Origin of the sequence: Paenibacillus sp. JDR-2, assembly GCF_000023585.1 — a bacterium.
In the GTDB taxonomy this organism is placed as follows: domain Bacteria; phylum Bacillota; class Bacilli; order Paenibacillales; family Paenibacillaceae; genus Pristimantibacillus.
The window spans coordinates 719,909-736,946 of the sequence record NC_012914.1; the positions used below are offsets into that span (position 1 = coordinate 719,909).

Sequence of the window (17,038 nt, forward strand, 5' to 3'; positions counted from 1 at the left end):
TCAGCTCCTTTAACGTTATTGACTATATTATACGGAGAAGGAGCAAGTATTACGAGTAAAGCCGGCTTATTATGTTGCTCCAGGCATACAGGCAGTTTAACGATATGCGGCATCGTTAAGGCTTTTTCCGGATCGCCCGCGGCGAGCAGCAGAACGGAAAGGCCCGCCCAGTCATCGAGGACTGGGCGGGCCTTCGTTGTTTATTACCAGTTATTCCCGGACACGCGGGTAACGGTGAAGTTCGGGCTTTGCGCTTCGCCGTAAATGGCGGAGATGCCCGGGTTGTTGACCTTCACGTTGGTAAAGCTTGCTCCGCCGTAAGCAGGGCCTTGGCCTTGCTCGGCGCGTAAGACAAGCTTGATGCCGTAACGGGAAGGATTGTTGATGTTGACGTTCTCGACGCGGATATTTTGCATCACCATATTGTTTGGCGTCATGGACTGGAACATAAGACCGAAGTAGACCGGATTATTGATGTCTACGTTTTTGATCAGGATGTTCTTGATTGCCCGGTCCCCGCCGTAGATCCAGATTGCGCCAAAGTTCTGGTAATCGTTAATCTTATCGTCGGCGCCAACGCTGGTCCAGAAGTCGCCGCCCGTGCGGTCCAGCGTTGCTCCGTCAATGACGGTATCCTGGTCGCCGAAGCCAAGCGTGTTGTAGCCGAAGCTGTAGCTGCTGATCGTGATGCCCGGATACGTCAATGTATCCGCGCCGTACAGGTTCTGGAACAGGTTATCCGAACCGCCGTATACGGCAAAAGCAGCCGCGCGGCGCACGTTAGTCGCCGTCAGGTTCGTATACTTGTTGCCAACGTTGTAAGAGCCGCCGGAATCGGTAGCGCTGAACAGAGCGAAGGAATCGTCGCCTGTACCACGCGCATAATTGTTGTCGATCACGTTGTACGAGGAGCCGTTTGTCATGTTGATCCCGTCTGCAAAGGTATTCTTGATCCGGTTGTTCTTGAACGTGTTGTAGGAGGAGTTAACCCCCCAGTAGAGGCAGACAAAATGCTCGACCCAGATGTTCTGAACCGTTACGTTCTGCATGCCGTTGCCATCGATGAATTTGCCCGGTCCATCCACCCGGTTGATGTAGTTGCCCCATGCCGACAGGTCGCGAATCGTTGATCCGTTAGCCGCCGCGCTGATGTTGAAGCCAACATCCGTATTGGACTGGCTTTGAGGAGCAACCAGCTTCGTGTACCAAGGACCGGCGCCTACGATTTCCGTTGCGCGGCCATAAAGGAAGATTTTGCTGTTGATCGTCCATTCGCCGGCTGGGATGTAGATGCCTTTCTTCGTATTATCCTGTCTGAACTCCGTCAGCGCCTGATCAATCGACTTGGACGCCGATACGGCCACGTATTTGGTTGGATCCGGGTTCGCTTGAGGCGGTGCCACATTCTCGGTTTCGAGCAGATCGACGTAGATCCAGGATACGTCGCCGGCATCCTTCTGGATCTTGATTTTGGTTCCCGCCGGATATACCTGATCCAGCATCAGCTGCGCGTCCTCATAGAGCCAATAAGCCGTTAAGCCTGCGCCGGGCGCATTGTCGTAGCCCAAACGGCCAAGCGTGCTAGGCGTTGCGTACAGGTAAGAGAACTTGGAGGATACGTTGAATTTGCCTTTGCTTACGCCATCCGCATAGATGCTGACCGTTCCGGTCGTATTCTCGGCAACCGCATTGCGGAGAACAAACGCGTTCGCCGGGGAAGTCAGCGTAAATTCCACGTATTCTCCCGCAGCGTCCAGATAGACGGATGAACGGCCGGATGCTTCGCCGGCATAATCGCCAGGTTTGAAGTTAGGAGCCAGCTTTGTGCCGTTAGTCGCATTGGAGGCCGATTCCGCCTCAATGATAGTGAACGGCATGTTTGCTCCGCGGCCCGAGTACAAGCTTACGGTATTGCTGTTATTGGTTTGCTTGGTGCTGACTTCGCTGCCGTCGGCGGCTACCGTCGTGGTTACCGAATAGCTGCCGTTAACCGCAGTCCAAGTGCCCATCGTTACGTTAACGGATTGGCCTGCCGCAAGGGATCCGGTATACGAGCCGTTCCAGGTCTGAACGGTTGCGCCGGATGCGTTCTTCAATGCCACGGAAATCGGATGAGCGCCGGCCGCGGAAGCGATATTCCCTTGGTTTTTCAGGTTAGTCGTAAAAGTAACCGTGTTGCCCGCGCTTGGGTTGCTTGGGTTCCAGGTCGTCGATACGATTAGGTCGGAGCTTTGCACGGCGGCAACGGTGATGCCCGCCGAGTTGCTGTAGCTGTTGTTGTTATTGTTTTGCTCAATAACGGTATTGCTCTCATCGACCTTTGCGCTTACCGGATAATTGCCGGCATTTCTTGCCCCGGCATTAACCGATACCGTAGCTGTCGCATTGGCAGCCAAGGCAGCTACGGGAGCCGTGCCAACAAGCTCGTTGCCAAGGTAGAAGTTCACCGAAGAGGCAGGGGAGCTGGCGTTGCCGATATTTTTTACGGTTGCGTTAAGGGTAATGGCATCCGTCTCCACCGGATTGGCTGGCGTCCAGGTCATGCCCGTAATCGTCAGATCCGGGTTTGGAGCAGGCGTGCCGTATATTTCGAATTCCGCTACCTGACCGCCAGATGCGCCGGAGTTCGCCGTAATATTCAGTTGAACCTTGCTCACGGTAGCGGTAACCGGAATGGTAACCGTGTTGCCGGAAGAAGGGTTAAACGTATAGGACTGTGCGGATACCAGATTGCTGAAGGTTGTTGTGCTTTGGTTGGCTCCCAATACTTGAATCGTTTGGGTACGCGTGCTCCATTCGGTGGCCGGATTCAGCTTCACCACGACCGAAGTAAGGTCATGATTGGCGCCGAGATCAACGGTCAGCTGGCTTGGATTGCCGCTGCCTTCCCAGTAAGTGGACGTGCTGCCGTCATTGCCGTTAGCAGCTACATACGTAAAGGTTGAAGAAGAAGCGGTTATGGTTTTGCCTAATGCTACGTTCCCACTGGCCGGAGGCGTAGGTGTAGGAGTTGGAGTAGGCGTTGGTGTAGGCGTCGCAGTAGGAGTAGGCGTTGGTGTAGGTGTAGGCGTTGGTGTAGGAGTCGGTGTAGGTGTAGGCGTCGGCGTAGGTGTAGGCGTTGGAGTCGGCGTAGGAGTAGGTGTCGGCGTAGGAGTTGGTGTCGCCGAAGCTGCCACGGAAATCTGGTCCAGATTAACATTGCCGGAATCGGTAGAATCGTATTTGTAGGCGATCGTGTTGTTGCCGGCATTAAGAGTCAGAGTCTCGGTCTTGGTACCCCAAGTATCCCAGTTCGCCAGGCTGTTCAGCGTGGTCTGGCGGATCTTGGTGCCATTGCCGTAAATGCTCAATGTGCGAGCGGAGCCTTGGGCGTTAGCGTATTTGAGCGTGACGTCATAACTGCCTGCGGAGGCCACGTTTACCGTGAAGGCTGTTGAGGCTCCTTGTGTCCAGAAGCCGTCAACAAAGCCCGTTCCGGAGTAGCCGGCGTGGTCCGTGTTCACTTTGGCACCGCCGGACAGAGCCGCGCTCTCGGCTTGATAAGTGCCGGATGGCGGAGGAGTTACCGCTGCTCCGTAAATTTCGAATTCGGAGAGTTGGCCTGCCTGCCAACCTGTATTGGCAGTAATGTTCAGGCGGACGTAACGGGTGCTTGCTGCCGAGAAATTGATGGTAACCGAGTTGTTGCTGACGGAAGGATTAAAGACGTAACTTGCGGAGCCAACAATGTCGGTGAACGCCGATCCGTTCGTGCTGCCTTGCACGGACAGCGTCTGGGTGCGCGTGCCCCAGCCGGCAGGAAGCTTCAGAACGACTTGATCAATGCTGGTGCTTGCGCCAAGATCGACTTGGATCCATTGCGGAAAAGCATTGTTCGCGCTCTCCCAATATGTAGCTTGATTCCCGTCAGCTACATTGCCTGCGACATAAACATCCGCGTAGCCGCTTGCCGTTACCGTCTTGCCTATGGCAAGGTTGGAACCGCCCGCCGCCGATGAGGCAGAAGGGTAGAGCGTAAGCTGCGATAACAAAATGGTAAGTGCAAGAGAGAACATCATAAACGGATTGCGGCTTAGCCTTTTACTATTGGCGAACATAAAAAACCTCCTAAATAGAATGATTAATAATTAATGCGCTTACATTTTGGAGCAAAGCTGCATTCAACCACCTCCTAAAAAGATTCATTATCACCGATCATTCTTGCTTCGCAAGCATTCATTCGAATGAACAAAAAACCAATACCTAACGGGTTACGCGGTATTGGCGATTTCGAATCTTTTCGTCATGTGGTTGTAATCGGAAGAGCAGTCGTATGTGCATAGCATAATCCAGTTGCCCGTCAGGCTGAAGATGCATTCCTACGATGAACATGTGCGATCTTATGTATCGGTGGCCGGTCCCGCAACAAAAAAACCGGCACCGCACAGAGCGGTACCGGTTCTATAGATCCTGTTCTTTCAAATAAGAGAGCGCAGAGCGCATCTTCTCGATATATGCGGCTTCTCCGCCGGTACACATGAACCGTACTTGGCCGCTTCCGCGCCCCGTGCCGATTCCGTAGCGGCTCAGCATCGCGGTTAAACGGCGGATCGTTCCCAGATTGCCGTTTACAATCTGAATATGCGGAGGCAGAACATTCCGCAGAATAGACGTGTAGAACGGGAAATGCGTGCAGCCCAGCACCAATATGCCGTATTCGTTCAAGTCGTAAGGCGCCAGCTTGGCGAGAAAATAATCCTTCAGCACATCTTTATCGAATTGCAAAGCTTCGCAATATTGCACAAGTTCGGGCATCGGAAGGGAATCTACGATTCCTTCTTCATCCACGCGGGAGACCAGCGCGTAATATTTCGGCATACGAAGGGTTAGAGGAGTCGCCCAGACAAGAACCTTTTTCCCCGTTGCGCGGTTCATCTCCACGGCAGGCTTCACGGCAGGCTCCATCCCGATAATGGGAAAAGAATACCGCTCCCGCAGCTCGTTGATCGCGATGCTCGTCGCCGTATTGCAGGCTACGACCAGCGCATCGATCCCCTCCGCAACCATCTGCTCAACCGTCTGAAGCACGAAGTCGCGGACCTCTTCTTCCGATTTGGTCCCGTACGGAACATGCTTCGTGTCCGCCATATATATATAATTCTCGGCAGGAAGACGCTTCAGCGCTTCCGCCAGTACCGTTAGTCCTCCGAGTCCGGAGTCGAAAATACCGATCGTCATAGTTTACAACGTTCCTATCCCATATGATTACACCCAGCATAACGCGGTCCGGGGAATAGGGCAAGACTACGATCGGATTATTTTGAAGCCGGCTATCCCGTCATCACTCTTTCTACCGGATAGCGGTACTTCGAGGTTGTCTGCTGGCCGCCAATAATATAGAGGAAAGACGTCAGTCCGATTCTTCCGATAAACATGAGCAGCATGAGAATGCATTTGGCGAAAATGCTTAAATCCGGCGTAATCCCGGTAGATAAGCCCACCGTTCCGAAGGCGGAGCACACCTCCAGAATGATCGCGACCAGTTGATGCTGCTTGTCGGAGAAGCTGATGGCGACCACGGACAGCGAACACATTACGATCGCCATCATCGAGATGGCAAGGGATTTTAGAATATCGTCTATATGAAGCTCGCGCTTGAATACCTTGTAATCCCGCCGCCCTCTGGCGAAGTGGAAAATAAACAGCATATTGAGGGCGAAGGTTGTTGTCCGGATCCCGCCGCCTACCGAGTTGGGAGATCCTCCGATAAACATATAGACGCACATCAGCAGAAGGGTCGGCAGCGTCAGATGGGTAATGTCCATCGTCGTAAGGCCGGCGCTCCGCGTCGTTGCCGCCTGGAAGAAGGCGTAGAAGAAGCTTTCGTGCCAAGTTAACCCTTTGAAGTAATGCTGCGACTCGAACAGCAGGATACAGATCGTGCCAATCCCAAGCAAAGCGAAATAGGTAAAAGTGGTAAGCTTCGTAAATAACGAGAAGCGGAAAGGATGATTCAGATCCAGCTTATTTCGGGAGAGGAATGCTTTTAGCTCAATTAATACCGGGAAACCGATCGCGCCGAAAATAATAAGCAGAATCGTCACCAGCTGGACGAAATAGTCGTCCTTGAACGGAATTAGCGATTGGCCGGTAATATCCATTCCGGCATTTGTTGTTGCGCTGACGGATGCGAACAGCCCTTGCAGGAAGGCTTCCTGCCAGGTAGGGAAGTACCGGAGGAAGCGTAACCCAAAGATGACTGCGCCAAGCAGCTCGGTCAGAAGGGTAATCCTCAATATTTCTTTTACGAGCTGGACCAGGCCGGATAAAGCGAACTGATTGTTGTCGACCATAATCAGCCTGCGCTCGCGCAGACCGATTTTGCGCCCGATCAAGAGCCAGAAGAACGTGCTCATCGCCATAATGCCGATCCCCCCGAATTGAAGGACGAGCATAATAACGAAATAGCCAAACACGCTGTAGGTTTCCGCCACGTTAAATACGCTCAGACCGGTATCGCTTACGACGCTGACGGCCGTAAAGACGGTATCGAAGAAAGAGACCTCGATTCCGGGCCTCCGCACGGCGGGAATGCTGAATAGAAGAATGGATATAAGCACAGCCAGAATATAGTAGCCGGTAATGACTTGGGCAGGCGAACGCCGGCTCACCCATTCCCGAGATGTTTTAAACATAGAATCCTCCCGTTGTCCCTAAGGCATAGCCATAATATGGTTGGATTCGCATGCAAATATGCGGGCCTTCGCTTTTACAATTTCTTTATCAAATTTTAAAATTGCCATTATAAAGTCCCCCTACAATAAGGGCAAGAATACAACCTATATACAACCGGAACACAATGATAACACAACGAAAACACAACCAAATTGTAGGGGGAAAATGAAAATGAAAGTATCCAAAGTTTACGCAGCAACCGTACTCGCCGCATCTCTCGCGCTTGGCGCGGTAGCTGCACCGGCAGCAAGCTTCGCGGCACCGGCGGCGGTATCGCAGAAAAAAGTGCAAGGCGTATTCACGCAAGCTAGCGTTGAACGCACGTCTGACGGCAAGCTGAAAATTCACTGGAACTCCAATGCAGACCTTGGCGCAGCAAAAATCCTCTGGAGCACTTCGCCGGACAACATCGCCACAAACGGCAAGCAGCTGAAGCGCATTAATGCGAGCTACAACGGTTACGTAACTACGGATCCGAAGCCGGGCTCCCGCTTGTACTTCTACATTAAGACAAGCAGCGGCGCGACCGTTACGGTTGCGGAACGCAAAGTAAACCTGCAGGGCGCATACAACTTCCGCGACCTCGGCGGCTACAAAACAACCGACGGAAAAACCGTAAAATGGGGCAAGCTGTTCCGCGGCGAAGAGCTTGGACATTTGACGGACGCGGATATTAAGACGATTCAGGAAATGGGTATCAAATCAAACGTGGACTACCGTACGGACGCAGAGGTTAATGCTCTTCCGGATCCGGTAATCCCGGGTATCGCTAACATCCGTACGGATGCGGGAAATGCAGGTTCCGCAGCGGATCTGAATTCCATGATCGCTTCCGGCTTAATGAAGGACGAGGCAAGCGCGGTTGCCATGATGGCCGGCTTTAACAAACAAATGGTCGATTCTCCGAAGTTCTACATTCAGTTGATGGAGCTGCTTAACGACCCTGACAATATCGGTCTCGTTCAGCACTGTACAGCCGGTAAAGACCGTACGGGTCTTGGCTCCGCGATCATTCTTCTGGCGCTTGGCGTAGACGAGAAGACCGTTATGGACGACTACCTCCTGAGCAACGTATACCGTGCGGAGGCAAACAAGAAGGCGATTGAAGCCGTTAAAGCGCAAGTGAAGGATGAGAATGTTGTCGCGGCGATTACGGCAATGATGGGCGTTCAGAAAGAATTCCTTCAAGCGGCCATTGACGAGATGAAGGCGAAATACGGCTCGATCGACAACTTCCTTGAAAAAGGCTTGGGTATTACAAAACAAGAACGCGCGAAGCTGAAAGCGATGTACACGGAATAATAAGAATGAGGATCGCTGGCCTTTTACGGCTGGCGGTCTTTTTTTTATGGCGGAGCGAAAGAAAAGGGTATAATAAGGAAAAAAGAGATTGGAGAACAAGAGATGACGGACCATAAAACAACCGCGGGTTGGAACCTCGAGAATAGCTACGCCGATCTGCCGGACTTATTATATACCAAGCAAAATCCTGTCCCCGTGCGCGCTCCCGGGTTAATCAAGTTAAACGAACCGCTGGCGGCGGAGCTGGGGCTTAATGCGAACGCGCTGCGCGGCAGCGAAGGCATCCAAGTATTTGCGGGCAATCAGATCCCCGAAGGCGCGGAGCCTCTTGCCCAGGCTTATGCGGGACACCAATTCGCTTATTTCAATCGGCTCGGCGATGGCCGCGCCGTGCTGCTTGGCGAGCAGGTTACTCCGCAAGGAGAGAGAGTCGATATTCAGTTGAAGGGCTCCGGAAGGACGCCTTATTCCCGCGGCGGGGACGGACGCGCGGCGCTGGGGCCCATGCTTCGGGAGTATATCATCAGCGAAGCGATGCATGCGCTTGGCATTCCGACAACCCGCAGCCTTGCGGTTGTGACGACCGGCGAAGAAATCGTGCGCGAGAGCTTGCTCCCAGGCGCGATTATGACCCGGGTTGCCGCAAGCCATATCCGTGTCGGCACCTTCCAGTTTGCTGCCCAGTGGGGGACGCTCGAGGAGCTTCAAGCGTTGGCGGATTACGCGATCAAGAGGCATTACCCGGATATGGAGGACGGCGAGAACCGGTATGTCGGCTTCTTCAGGGAAGTGATCAAACGCCAGGCGGCGCTGATTGCGAAATGGCAGCTGGTTGGTTTTATCCACGGGGTTATGAATACGGACAATATGGCGATTAGCGGAGAAACGATAGATTACGGGCCATGCGCGTTTATGGATGCTTATGATCCGGCTACCGTCTTCAGCTCCATTGACCGGGAAGGCCGCTATGCATTTGGCAATCAGCCGTCTATCGGCGCTTGGAACCTCGCCAGGCTGGCTGAAGCCTTGCTTCCGCTAATGGACGAGGATGAAGAAGGGGCAATTGAGCTGGCTCAAGATGCGTTGTCGGATTACAGCGAGCTGTTCCAACAATACTGGCTGCAGGGCATGCGCGCGAAGCTTGGGATCTTTAACGAGGAACCGGAGGATGAGGCGCTGATTGAAGCCTTTGTGCTGCTGATGCAGCGGAACCAGGCGGATTACACGAATACATTCCGGGCTTTATCGATGGACAAACCGGAAAATACCGTACTGCACGGGATGGCGGAGTTTGCGGAATGGCAGCAGCAATGGCAGGCGAGACTAGGCAGGCAAGCGGAGTCCAAAGAAGAAGCTCTCCGGCTGATGCGGAGCAGCAATCCGGCCGTTATTCCCCGCAATCACCGGGTAGAGGAAGCGTTGGAGGCAGCGGAGCAGGGTAATCTGTGCGTATTGGATAATCTGCTTGCCGCGCTTGCGAACCCTTATGCCTATTCGGATGAGCAAGAGGCTTATGCCGCGCTTCCGGAACAATCGCCGCGTCCGTACCGGACGTTCTGCGGAACTTAAGATCACAGGAGATTCATGCCATGAAATATGAATTAGGCCGCTGCTTGCTGCAGCAGCGATTGGAGGAGCGGGGGATGAGCCGGGAGGCATTAGCCGAAGCCTTGTTATACAAGCCGGAACGGTTGGCCGACTATATCGAGAATAAGCGGTTAATGCCTTTAAAGACGGCGATCTCCATTGCGGACACGATAGGTTGCTCGGTTAATGAGCTGTATGAATTATTGCCGGCAGAAAGCGGGAGATAGAGATGTCGGATAAAAGTATCGCGATTGCTTTGTACCGGCCGCATGCCGGCAAGGAGCAGGAGCTTCATGAGATCGTTCGGGAGCATGGACCGGCTCTTAAGCGGGAGGGACTGATTACGGAGCTGCCACTGCTTCAGCTTGAAGCGGAGGACGGGACCGTTATCGAGATTTTCGAATGGAAATCCGAGGAGGCCAAGAGGCAGGCGCATAGCTCTCCGGTCATTTGGCCGATCTGGGAGCGTATGATGGCTGTCGCGGAAATGACGGGGCTTGGATCGCTGAAGGAAGCCGCCCAGCCGTTTCCGAATTTCAGGAGGCTGGAGCTATAGCAGTCGGGCGAAAGCAAGGTAATATTAGTCATTATAAGACCCTGAGAGGGTCTTATTTGCTTAGGTTGGCGGGAAATGTGAGTGATGCGGACGTGTGTGGCGGCCGAGCTTAACGATGCGCCGCATCGTTAAGGGCGCTGGCAGGCATGAAAAAGCAATCCTTAACGATGTGCGACATCGTTAAGCCCTAATGCAAAACAAAAAAATCGGGCTGTCCATCACAGGACAGCCCGATTATCTTTTATTGCAGCTGCTTCAAGGCCTCCGCGTACTTCTGATGCCAGTGCTGCCAACTTGCCTTGCGGTCCGCAAGGGGTTGTCCGCTGTCCAGCAGCGATGCAATGACGTCGAGGCAGACATGCCAGCCGGCAAGGTCTTTAGGCGTATGCTCGGATGGCTTGTAGATGCTCTCGATCAACACGAGCTTGCAGCCGCCGTCCTCCCCGCGGAATTCAAAGCGCACGGCCATGTCCTCTCCCCAGGTAAACGCGAGTACGGCCAGCGGCTCGTAAGCCGTGATGGTCATCGTCTCATAGCTGCCATCGCCCATGTTGAAGCTGAGATGCCCGCCTTCCCGCAGATCCTCTACGCGAAGCTCGGAGAACCACTTGGGCAGCTTTTCGTTATCGGTAAAATAAGACCATACGTCTTCCTTGGAATGATTCAGCCTGCGTTCGAACGTTACGGTATAACCTGCGCCTTTTTTCGCAATCGTGGCCAGCATAATAACGAAATCCCCCGCTTTCAAAAATGGTATCTCATGCAAGATTACCAGATTGCCGCGGAGGATTCAAAAGGGCTATAAAAAGATAATTCCGGCTGCTCCCGCCGCCGCGATAACGGTTAACGGGTGCAGCTTGTATTTGAACAAAAGCCATAAGCAGCCTGCGCAGATCAGCAGCGTAAACCCGGTCGTCCAGGTGTAGCTGCCCGGCTTGTCGAAGCCGCCGAAGTGAAGCGCCGCATAAATGATTAATCCGGTAACGACGGGCCGCAGGCCGTAAAAGAGGGATTTCATCGTCTTGTTATTCCGAAGCTTGAAGAAGAAAGCCGACAACACGATTACGACGAGCAGCGACGGGAGGACAATCCCGGCACAGGCGGCAATCGCGCCGGTTATTCCCGCTGTGTCGTAGCCGATTAACGTTACGGCATTTGTGGCGATTGGCCCCGGCGCCATGCCGGCAAGGGAAACGGCCTTCTGGAATTCAACGGTTGTCATCCACCCGTGCGAGATCACCTTGCTTTGTATCATCGGAATAACGGAATAACCGCCGCCAAACGAGATAAATCCAATTTTGAAGAAAGTCAGGAATAAGTCCCAGATCATACGTAACTCTCCCTTGCGCTTATCAAATATAATACTCCGGATACATCAGCTCTTGGCTGCTGGAGGATGGCTTTTCCGTATTGGCTGGTTTGCCCGTTTTCTCCTTGACCCGAACCATGCCGATACCAACCAGGATGCCTGCTGCTACGATATATAGCGGAGTAAGCGGAAGCACGAGCAGAATGAGAAGCGCGAGGACCAGCATGACTAACGTTGTCTTGTCAAAGATGGCGGCTTTGGCCATTCGGTACGCGGACATTACGATCAGCGCGACAACCGCGCCGTGAACCCCCTTCAGGGCAGCCACAACCTTGGGATTGTCTTGAAACTTCAGATAAAACAGGCTAAGCGTGATGATAATAATAAAGGTTGGCAACGTTACGCCAATAACCGCCATAGCCGCTCCCGGTATGCCGGCTTTCCGGTACCCGATGAAGGCTGCGGCATTGACGCCAACGCCGCCCGGAGCGGATCCGGCTAGCGATACGACATCAGCAAGTTCTTTCTCGGCAATCCAATTACGTTTATTAACGACCTCACGTTCAATGACGGGCATCATGGCGTAACCGCCGCCAAAGGTGGAAGGACCGATCCGTACAAATACCCAGAATAGCTGTGCCAAAAAATAGAGTCGTTCTTTCCAGTTTGTCTGCATGTAAACTCTCTCCTTTTGACTCTTACATAGCTATTATAGCAACTTAAATTCATTTTGAATTAAAGTTTGGGAATTTTGGATTATAAGAAATGCTTATACCGATAAAAACGAGTGGATAACCCTTACTACTCTGTTTAGTTTCGTTCAAAATTGAATAAAGTGGAGAAAACCAATCGGCATAGCCCCTATTCTTGATCTGGGGTATAATTGCAGGTAGCAACGATAATCTATCCGGAAAGGATGAAACGATGAGTTATTCTCTGCGTTCCGTCCCCTCGCATAAACAGCTTATTTACGATTACATCGCTAATCTTGGGCCAATTGCCAAAGCAGAGCTGCTGGAAGCCCATGATATTACCAGCAGCACGATGACCCGTTTATTGGATGATATGGCCAAGGAGGGTCTTATCCTCGTTACCGGATTAGGTCCGTCGAAGGGCGGCAGAAAACCGCTTCTCTATCAGATTAATCCCGATTACGGATATATATTTGGCCTCGAGATCTCCAGGTTCACATCGACCCTTGGTTTATTTGATTTGAATATGAATCAGAAGTCCGTTGTCCGGTGGCGTATGGACGAGACGATGACGCCCGAGCGTCTGGTTGCCCATACGGTCAGCCTGATGCTTGCCTTTATGAAGGACCATGCCATATCGCAAAGCCGTATTCTGGGGCTGGGCATCGGGGCGGTAGGACCGCTTGACCGCAGCAGCGGGGTTATTGTTAATCCTCAGTATTTTCCGGCTAAAGGCTGGCAGCAGGTACCGATCTGCGCGTTGTTTGAAGAAGCCGCCGGGCTGCCAACCCTGCTTGAGAATGGGGCTAATACGGCTCTGGTAGGAGAACATTGGTCCATACGGCAAGAAAACGTGGAGCATGCGTTGTACGTCTCTGCAGGAATCAGCTTGCGTTCAGCCATGATGTCCCATGGGAGGATCGTCTACGGAAAGGTCGACATGGAGGGCTCCATCGGGCAAATGATTATCGATGTGGACGGCCCAAGGCTGGAGGAATCCGGCAACTACGGCTCGCTCGAAACCTTTGCTTCCGTTCAGGCGCTGGAAAGACAGGTGCGGACGAGGCTGAAGGTCGGAGGAAGTTTATTATTGAATAACGTTGTTCCGGAAAAAGTAAATCTGGATACGATTACGGCCGGGCTAAACGCCGGCGATCCTTTTATACGGGAGATGTTCCGGCAATCCGCCTCCTACTTCGGAGTAGGGCTGGCGAATCTGATCAATACGTTCCACCCGGAGCTGATTATTCTTGGCGGGGCTCTGATTAGCGCCAGTCCGATGTATTATCGGGTAGCGACGGAGGTAGCGGTTAAGAAGACGTATTACGGCGAAGCGTACATCCCGCAATTTTCGATGGGCCGATTAAAGGAAGACGCGGTTGTGACGGGTGCCGCATTAATGGTAAGAAGTCGCATGAAACTATAAGCAAATACCCAAGCCATTCCATACTTACCTACTTATAATAAATAAGCGGTTATGTATGCTTGAGGAGGGGAAGCGAGTGAAAATGTATAGCCGGGGCAAAAAAGAATCCGCACCGCTGCTGATGTACCTGCCTCAGAAGCAGTCGGGCTTTCTAAGCCCCCCTAGTCGCATAGAACAGATAACGAAACCAAAGAAAAAACAGAAAAAAGCAGCGAAGCCAAGCGTTCCGAAGACAACGCCAGCAGCTGCCGCTGCAACCGTAACACCGCAACAACGGTACAGACAGCCGATACGGAAGTTGCGGAAAAGGAAATTGCAGCAGCTGCCGCAATGGCTGGATATGCTTGACGATGAGACCGGGCAAGAGACTGATTACGAAGATTACGAAGAGGAAGAGGTACCCGAGGCCGAGCTTATAGAGGCACCGATTCCTTCGATTATTTCGCCTTTAGCTGAAGTCCAGGTCTCGCATCAGGCCGTAGCGGTTCCAATACCAGCTCCTGCTCAAATACCCGCCCCAGTACCAACTCCAACAGCAGCTCAAACGCCAACACCAGTCCCGGCACCAACTCCAAAAGCAGCTCAAACACCAACTCCAGCACCTACTCTAACGCCAATTCCTATGCCGGCTCCAACTGAATCCAAAACTACGGCAGCAATGAGGGGTAATCAGCTTTTTGTCTCTTTATCGGATGAAGGACAAATCCTGGTTATCGACGGGGAGACGGATACCGTCACCGATACGATTCCGTTACCGTCTGCAGGCTCCGTTAAAGGGATAGCTCTTAATCCGGCGATGAACCGGATTTATGCGATTAACAGCAGCAAGCATCAGCTTTTTGTGCTGGACGGGAGCACCAAGGAAGTGGCAGCCGTTGTATCGGTAAGCCCGTTTCCGTCGCTCGCAGCCGTAAACGTAAAAACCAACCGCGTCTATATTACAAGCTCGCTTCTTAATACCGTGGACGTTCTGGATGGGGAAGCCAACCATCTTATCGATTCCGTCGGAGTAGGCAACATTCCCGCCGGAATGGTTATTAATACCGATACGAACCGGATTTATGTAGCAAACGGCAGCCCGGATCATGATATTTCGGTTATCGACGGATACACCCATGCAAGGCTGTTCCCGGATATTCCCGTTGGACATGAGCCGGGGCTTGCGGGTATTCACGAGGACGCGAATCTCATCTATGTGCCTAATTTCCTAAGTGATAGCTTAAGCGTTATTTATGGCGGGACCAACACCGTCTTAAAAACAATAACGGAAGGGATCGGCAAAAATCCTTATGCTGCCGGAGTGGATACCTTTGCCAATCTGGTGTACGTCTCGAATTCCGGAAGCGACAGCGTCTCGGTTATTGATGCGTCCAATCACAAGGTTATTGAGACCATTCCGGTTGGAAGCCGCCCGAAAGCGGTGGCCGTTCATACGAAAACCAACCGAATCTATGTAGCGGTAAGCGACGGTATCGCCGTCATTGACGGAGAGACCTTTGAAGTGACGAACAAGATTGATACAGCTGCCAGCCCAAGCGGCCTGGCTCTTCATGAATAATAACGAAAGCCGGGGTCCACTCCAAATGAGTGTGCCCCGGCTTTTCCCATGCCTTACTTATACGGTTGCCGTTGTTTTATAAACCTCGCGGATGGCATCTTCGACATTAGGCTCTTTGACGCTGATATCCTGAATCGGAAGCTTCTGCGAGAGGGCTGCGATAAGCTCAGAGGCGGAGATGCTTTCCTTTTCGAACTGGTACCAGATTTTCAGCCCTTCCTGCTTAATAACCGTGGCATGCGGAGTGGTAAGATCATCGCAGGGCTCGTGAAGCTCCACTACTAACATGCGGTGAGGAGTAAGCTTATGGATAATGGAGCCGATGGGGCCGTCCTCTACAAGCTTGCCGTTATTAACGACAATAATTCTGCTGCAAAGCTGCTCCACGTCATCGAGATCATGGGTGGTCAGAATAACGGTAACGCCGCGGGTACGGTTAATTTCCTTAATAAAATTCCGGATCGCATGCTTCGCGTCGGCATCCAGCCCAATCGTAGGCTCGTCGAGGAATAATACCGAGGGCGAATGCAGCATGGCCGCCGCGATATCGCCGCGCATGCGCTGGCCAAGCGACAGTTGGCGCACCGGGGTATCGATAAATTCCTGCAGCTTCAGCACGTCGGTTAATATCGCGAGATTGTCGTCGTAGGCTTTCTGATCAATCTGGTAAATCCGGCGCAGCAGCTCAAACGATTCCCCGAGACGCAAATCCCAATACAACTGGGTTCGCTGCCCGAATACAACGCCAAGCTTGCGGACGACGGCCTTCCGGTCGGCCTGCGGAGAGATGCCGCATACCTTGATGGAGCCTGAGGTCGGATGGAGGATGCCGGTCAGCATTTTAATGGTAGTGCTTTTGCCTGCGCCGTTGGGTCCGATGTAGCCGACGATTTCGCCGGGCGCGATCGAGAAGCTGATGCCGTTTACGCCGTTAAATTTCGTTTTTTTGGGGAAGAGAAGACTTTTGATCGAGCCGCGCAGCCCGCTTTCCTTTTTCACGATAATGTATTCTTTCACGAGATCCTTAACCTCAATAACGGTTTCCATTCCAGTCAGATCCCCCTATGGCTTAAGAGCCTGCGCTCTCGTAATTTTTCATGCCGAATTTAAAGATGCCGCCCGCAATCAGGAAGCAGATCACGCCTACGAGCGGTGTCCACAGAGCAAAGCTTAGCGGAAGGTCGAGGCCGCCGCTGTCCGCATTCAGGAACTCGGCGGCAGGATAGAAGCTGATGAACCCGATTGGGATGATGAAGGTGAATAACGCCTGCAGAAAATACGGATACATGCTGAGCGGATACATGGTTGCCCGTTCCAGCATCGTGAGGGCGAAGCCAACCATGGAGCCGTTGCGCTTGGTCCAGAAGGCGATTGTTCCGAGACTCGTGAACAGTGCCGCACGGATCAGAATACCTCCGATCAGCACGAGAATCAGCTTGCCGATGTTCGCGAGCGTCCAGTCAAAGCCGGCGATGTCGGCGCCATAGAGGAAGATGATAATGCCCGGTATGCAATCGATTAACCCGATAAAATTCACGTAGCTCGCAACCAGCTGGAAGAAAACGTTCATCGGTCGAAGCAGGAGACGGTCGAAGCCGCCGTTAATGACCATATGGTCGATACTCCAGGTATTGATGAAGAAGACAACAAAAATGCCGTGGCTGATCAGGCCAAGTCCATACAAAAAGGTAAGCTGCGGGAAATCCCAGCCGTTAAGCGCCTGGAAGCGGTCGACGATAATCTTGAGCATCCAGATGCCGGAGAAGTATTGAATCGGAATCATGAGGAGCCAGCTGAACAGGAACAGCGGATACTCAAGCTGCCGCTGTACGGCGAGGCGCGCCCAGCAGGAAGCAACGGATACATAATGCTTGATCGTAGATACCATAAGGAC

14 protein-coding genes are annotated in these 17,038 nt (G+C 52.6%); 6 read left to right on the plus strand and 8 right to left on the minus strand.

Going from position 1 to position 17,038, the window contains the following annotated elements:
* Positions 1-203 precede the first annotated feature (203 nt).
* The 3 genes from PJDR2_RS03235 to PJDR2_RS03245 all read right to left on the minus strand — a co-directional run bounded on the left by PJDR2_RS03235 (position 204) and on the right by PJDR2_RS03245 (position 6,674).
* Positions 204-4,097, minus strand: a complete 3,894-nt coding sequence (locus PJDR2_RS03235) for a CARDB domain-containing protein (protein ID WP_012772618.1) — start codon at positions 4,095-4,097, stop codon at positions 204-206.
* Positions 4,098-4,440: 343 nt separating this feature from the next.
* Positions 4,441-5,217 (minus strand): glutamate racemase, encoded by a 777-nt coding sequence (gene murI / locus PJDR2_RS03240; RefSeq protein ID WP_012772619.1) that lies wholly within the window; start codon positions 5,215-5,217, stop codon positions 4,441-4,443.
* 92 nt (positions 5,218-5,309) lie between these two features.
* Positions 5,310-6,674 carry a TrkH family potassium uptake protein gene (locus tag PJDR2_RS03245; RefSeq protein ID WP_012772620.1) on the minus strand — a complete coding sequence of 455 codons (1,365 nt, stop codon included), beginning with the start codon at positions 6,672-6,674 and terminating at the stop codon, positions 5,310-5,312.
* Positions 6,675-6,885: 211 nt separating this feature from the next.
* On the opposite strand from PJDR2_RS03245, the gene PJDR2_RS03250 reads away from it, so the two are divergent.
* The 4 genes from PJDR2_RS03250 to PJDR2_RS03265 all read left to right on the plus strand — a co-directional run bounded on the left by PJDR2_RS03250 (position 6,886) and on the right by PJDR2_RS03265 (position 10,159).
* Positions 6,886-8,016 (plus strand): tyrosine-protein phosphatase, encoded by a 1,131-nt coding sequence (locus PJDR2_RS03250; protein ID WP_012772621.1) that lies wholly within the window; start codon positions 6,886-6,888, stop codon positions 8,014-8,016.
* A 102-nt stretch (positions 8,017-8,118) separates the two neighbouring features.
* Positions 8,119-9,585, plus strand: coding sequence for a protein adenylyltransferase SelO (locus PJDR2_RS03255; protein WP_012772622.1), 1,467 nt, complete (start codon positions 8,119-8,121; stop codon positions 9,583-9,585).
* A gap of 20 nt (positions 9,586-9,605) precedes the next feature.
* Positions 9,606-9,830: a helix-turn-helix domain-containing protein gene (locus PJDR2_RS03260; protein WP_012772623.1), complete on the plus strand. Its 225-nt coding sequence runs from the start codon at positions 9,606-9,608 to the stop codon at positions 9,828-9,830.
* Between the two features lie 2 nt (positions 9,831-9,832).
* A complete protein-coding gene (locus PJDR2_RS03265; protein ID WP_012772624.1) occupies positions 9,833-10,159 on the plus strand; it encodes a hypothetical protein in 327 nt (108 codons plus the stop codon).
* Positions 10,160-10,400: 241 nt separating this feature from the next.
* Here PJDR2_RS03265 and PJDR2_RS03270 read toward each other — a convergent pair whose 3' ends face one another.
* The 3 genes from PJDR2_RS03270 to PJDR2_RS03280 all read right to left on the minus strand — a co-directional run bounded on the left by PJDR2_RS03270 (position 10,401) and on the right by PJDR2_RS03280 (position 12,144).
* A complete protein-coding gene (locus tag PJDR2_RS03270; protein WP_041613875.1) occupies positions 10,401-10,883 on the minus strand; it encodes an SRPBCC family protein in 483 nt (160 codons plus the stop codon).
* Positions 10,884-10,958: 75 nt separating this feature from the next.
* The gene (locus PJDR2_RS03275; protein ID WP_012772626.1) at positions 10,959-11,489 is read right to left on the minus strand and encodes a chromate transporter; all 531 of its coding nucleotides are present in this window, start codon (positions 11,487-11,489) and stop codon (positions 10,959-10,961) included.
* A gap of 22 nt (positions 11,490-11,511) precedes the next feature.
* Positions 11,512-12,144, minus strand: coding sequence for a chromate transporter (locus tag PJDR2_RS03280; protein WP_012772627.1), 633 nt, complete (start codon positions 12,142-12,144; stop codon positions 11,512-11,514).
* Positions 12,145-12,392: 248 nt separating this feature from the next.
* On the opposite strand from PJDR2_RS03280, the gene PJDR2_RS03285 reads away from it, so the two are divergent.
* A complete protein-coding gene (locus tag PJDR2_RS03285; RefSeq protein WP_012772628.1) occupies positions 12,393-13,586 on the plus strand; it encodes an ROK family transcriptional regulator in 1,194 nt (397 codons plus the stop codon).
* An 82-nt stretch (positions 13,587-13,668) separates the two neighbouring features.
* Positions 13,669-15,144 (plus strand): YncE family protein, encoded by a 1,476-nt coding sequence (locus tag PJDR2_RS31685; protein WP_265525152.1) that lies wholly within the window; start codon positions 13,669-13,671, stop codon positions 15,142-15,144.
* A gap of 57 nt (positions 15,145-15,201) precedes the next feature.
* Here PJDR2_RS31685 and PJDR2_RS03295 read toward each other — a convergent pair whose 3' ends face one another.
* Together PJDR2_RS03295 and PJDR2_RS03300 are read right to left on the minus strand one after the other, a co-directional pair.
* A complete protein-coding gene (locus PJDR2_RS03295; protein ID WP_012772630.1) occupies positions 15,202-16,191 on the minus strand; it encodes an ABC transporter ATP-binding protein in 990 nt (329 codons plus the stop codon).
* Positions 16,192-16,213: 22 nt separating this feature from the next.
* Entirely contained in the window at positions 16,214-17,032 is an 819-nt protein-coding gene (locus PJDR2_RS03300; RefSeq protein ID WP_012772631.1) for an ABC transporter permease, read from the minus strand.
* Positions 17,033-17,038 lie beyond the last annotated feature (6 nt).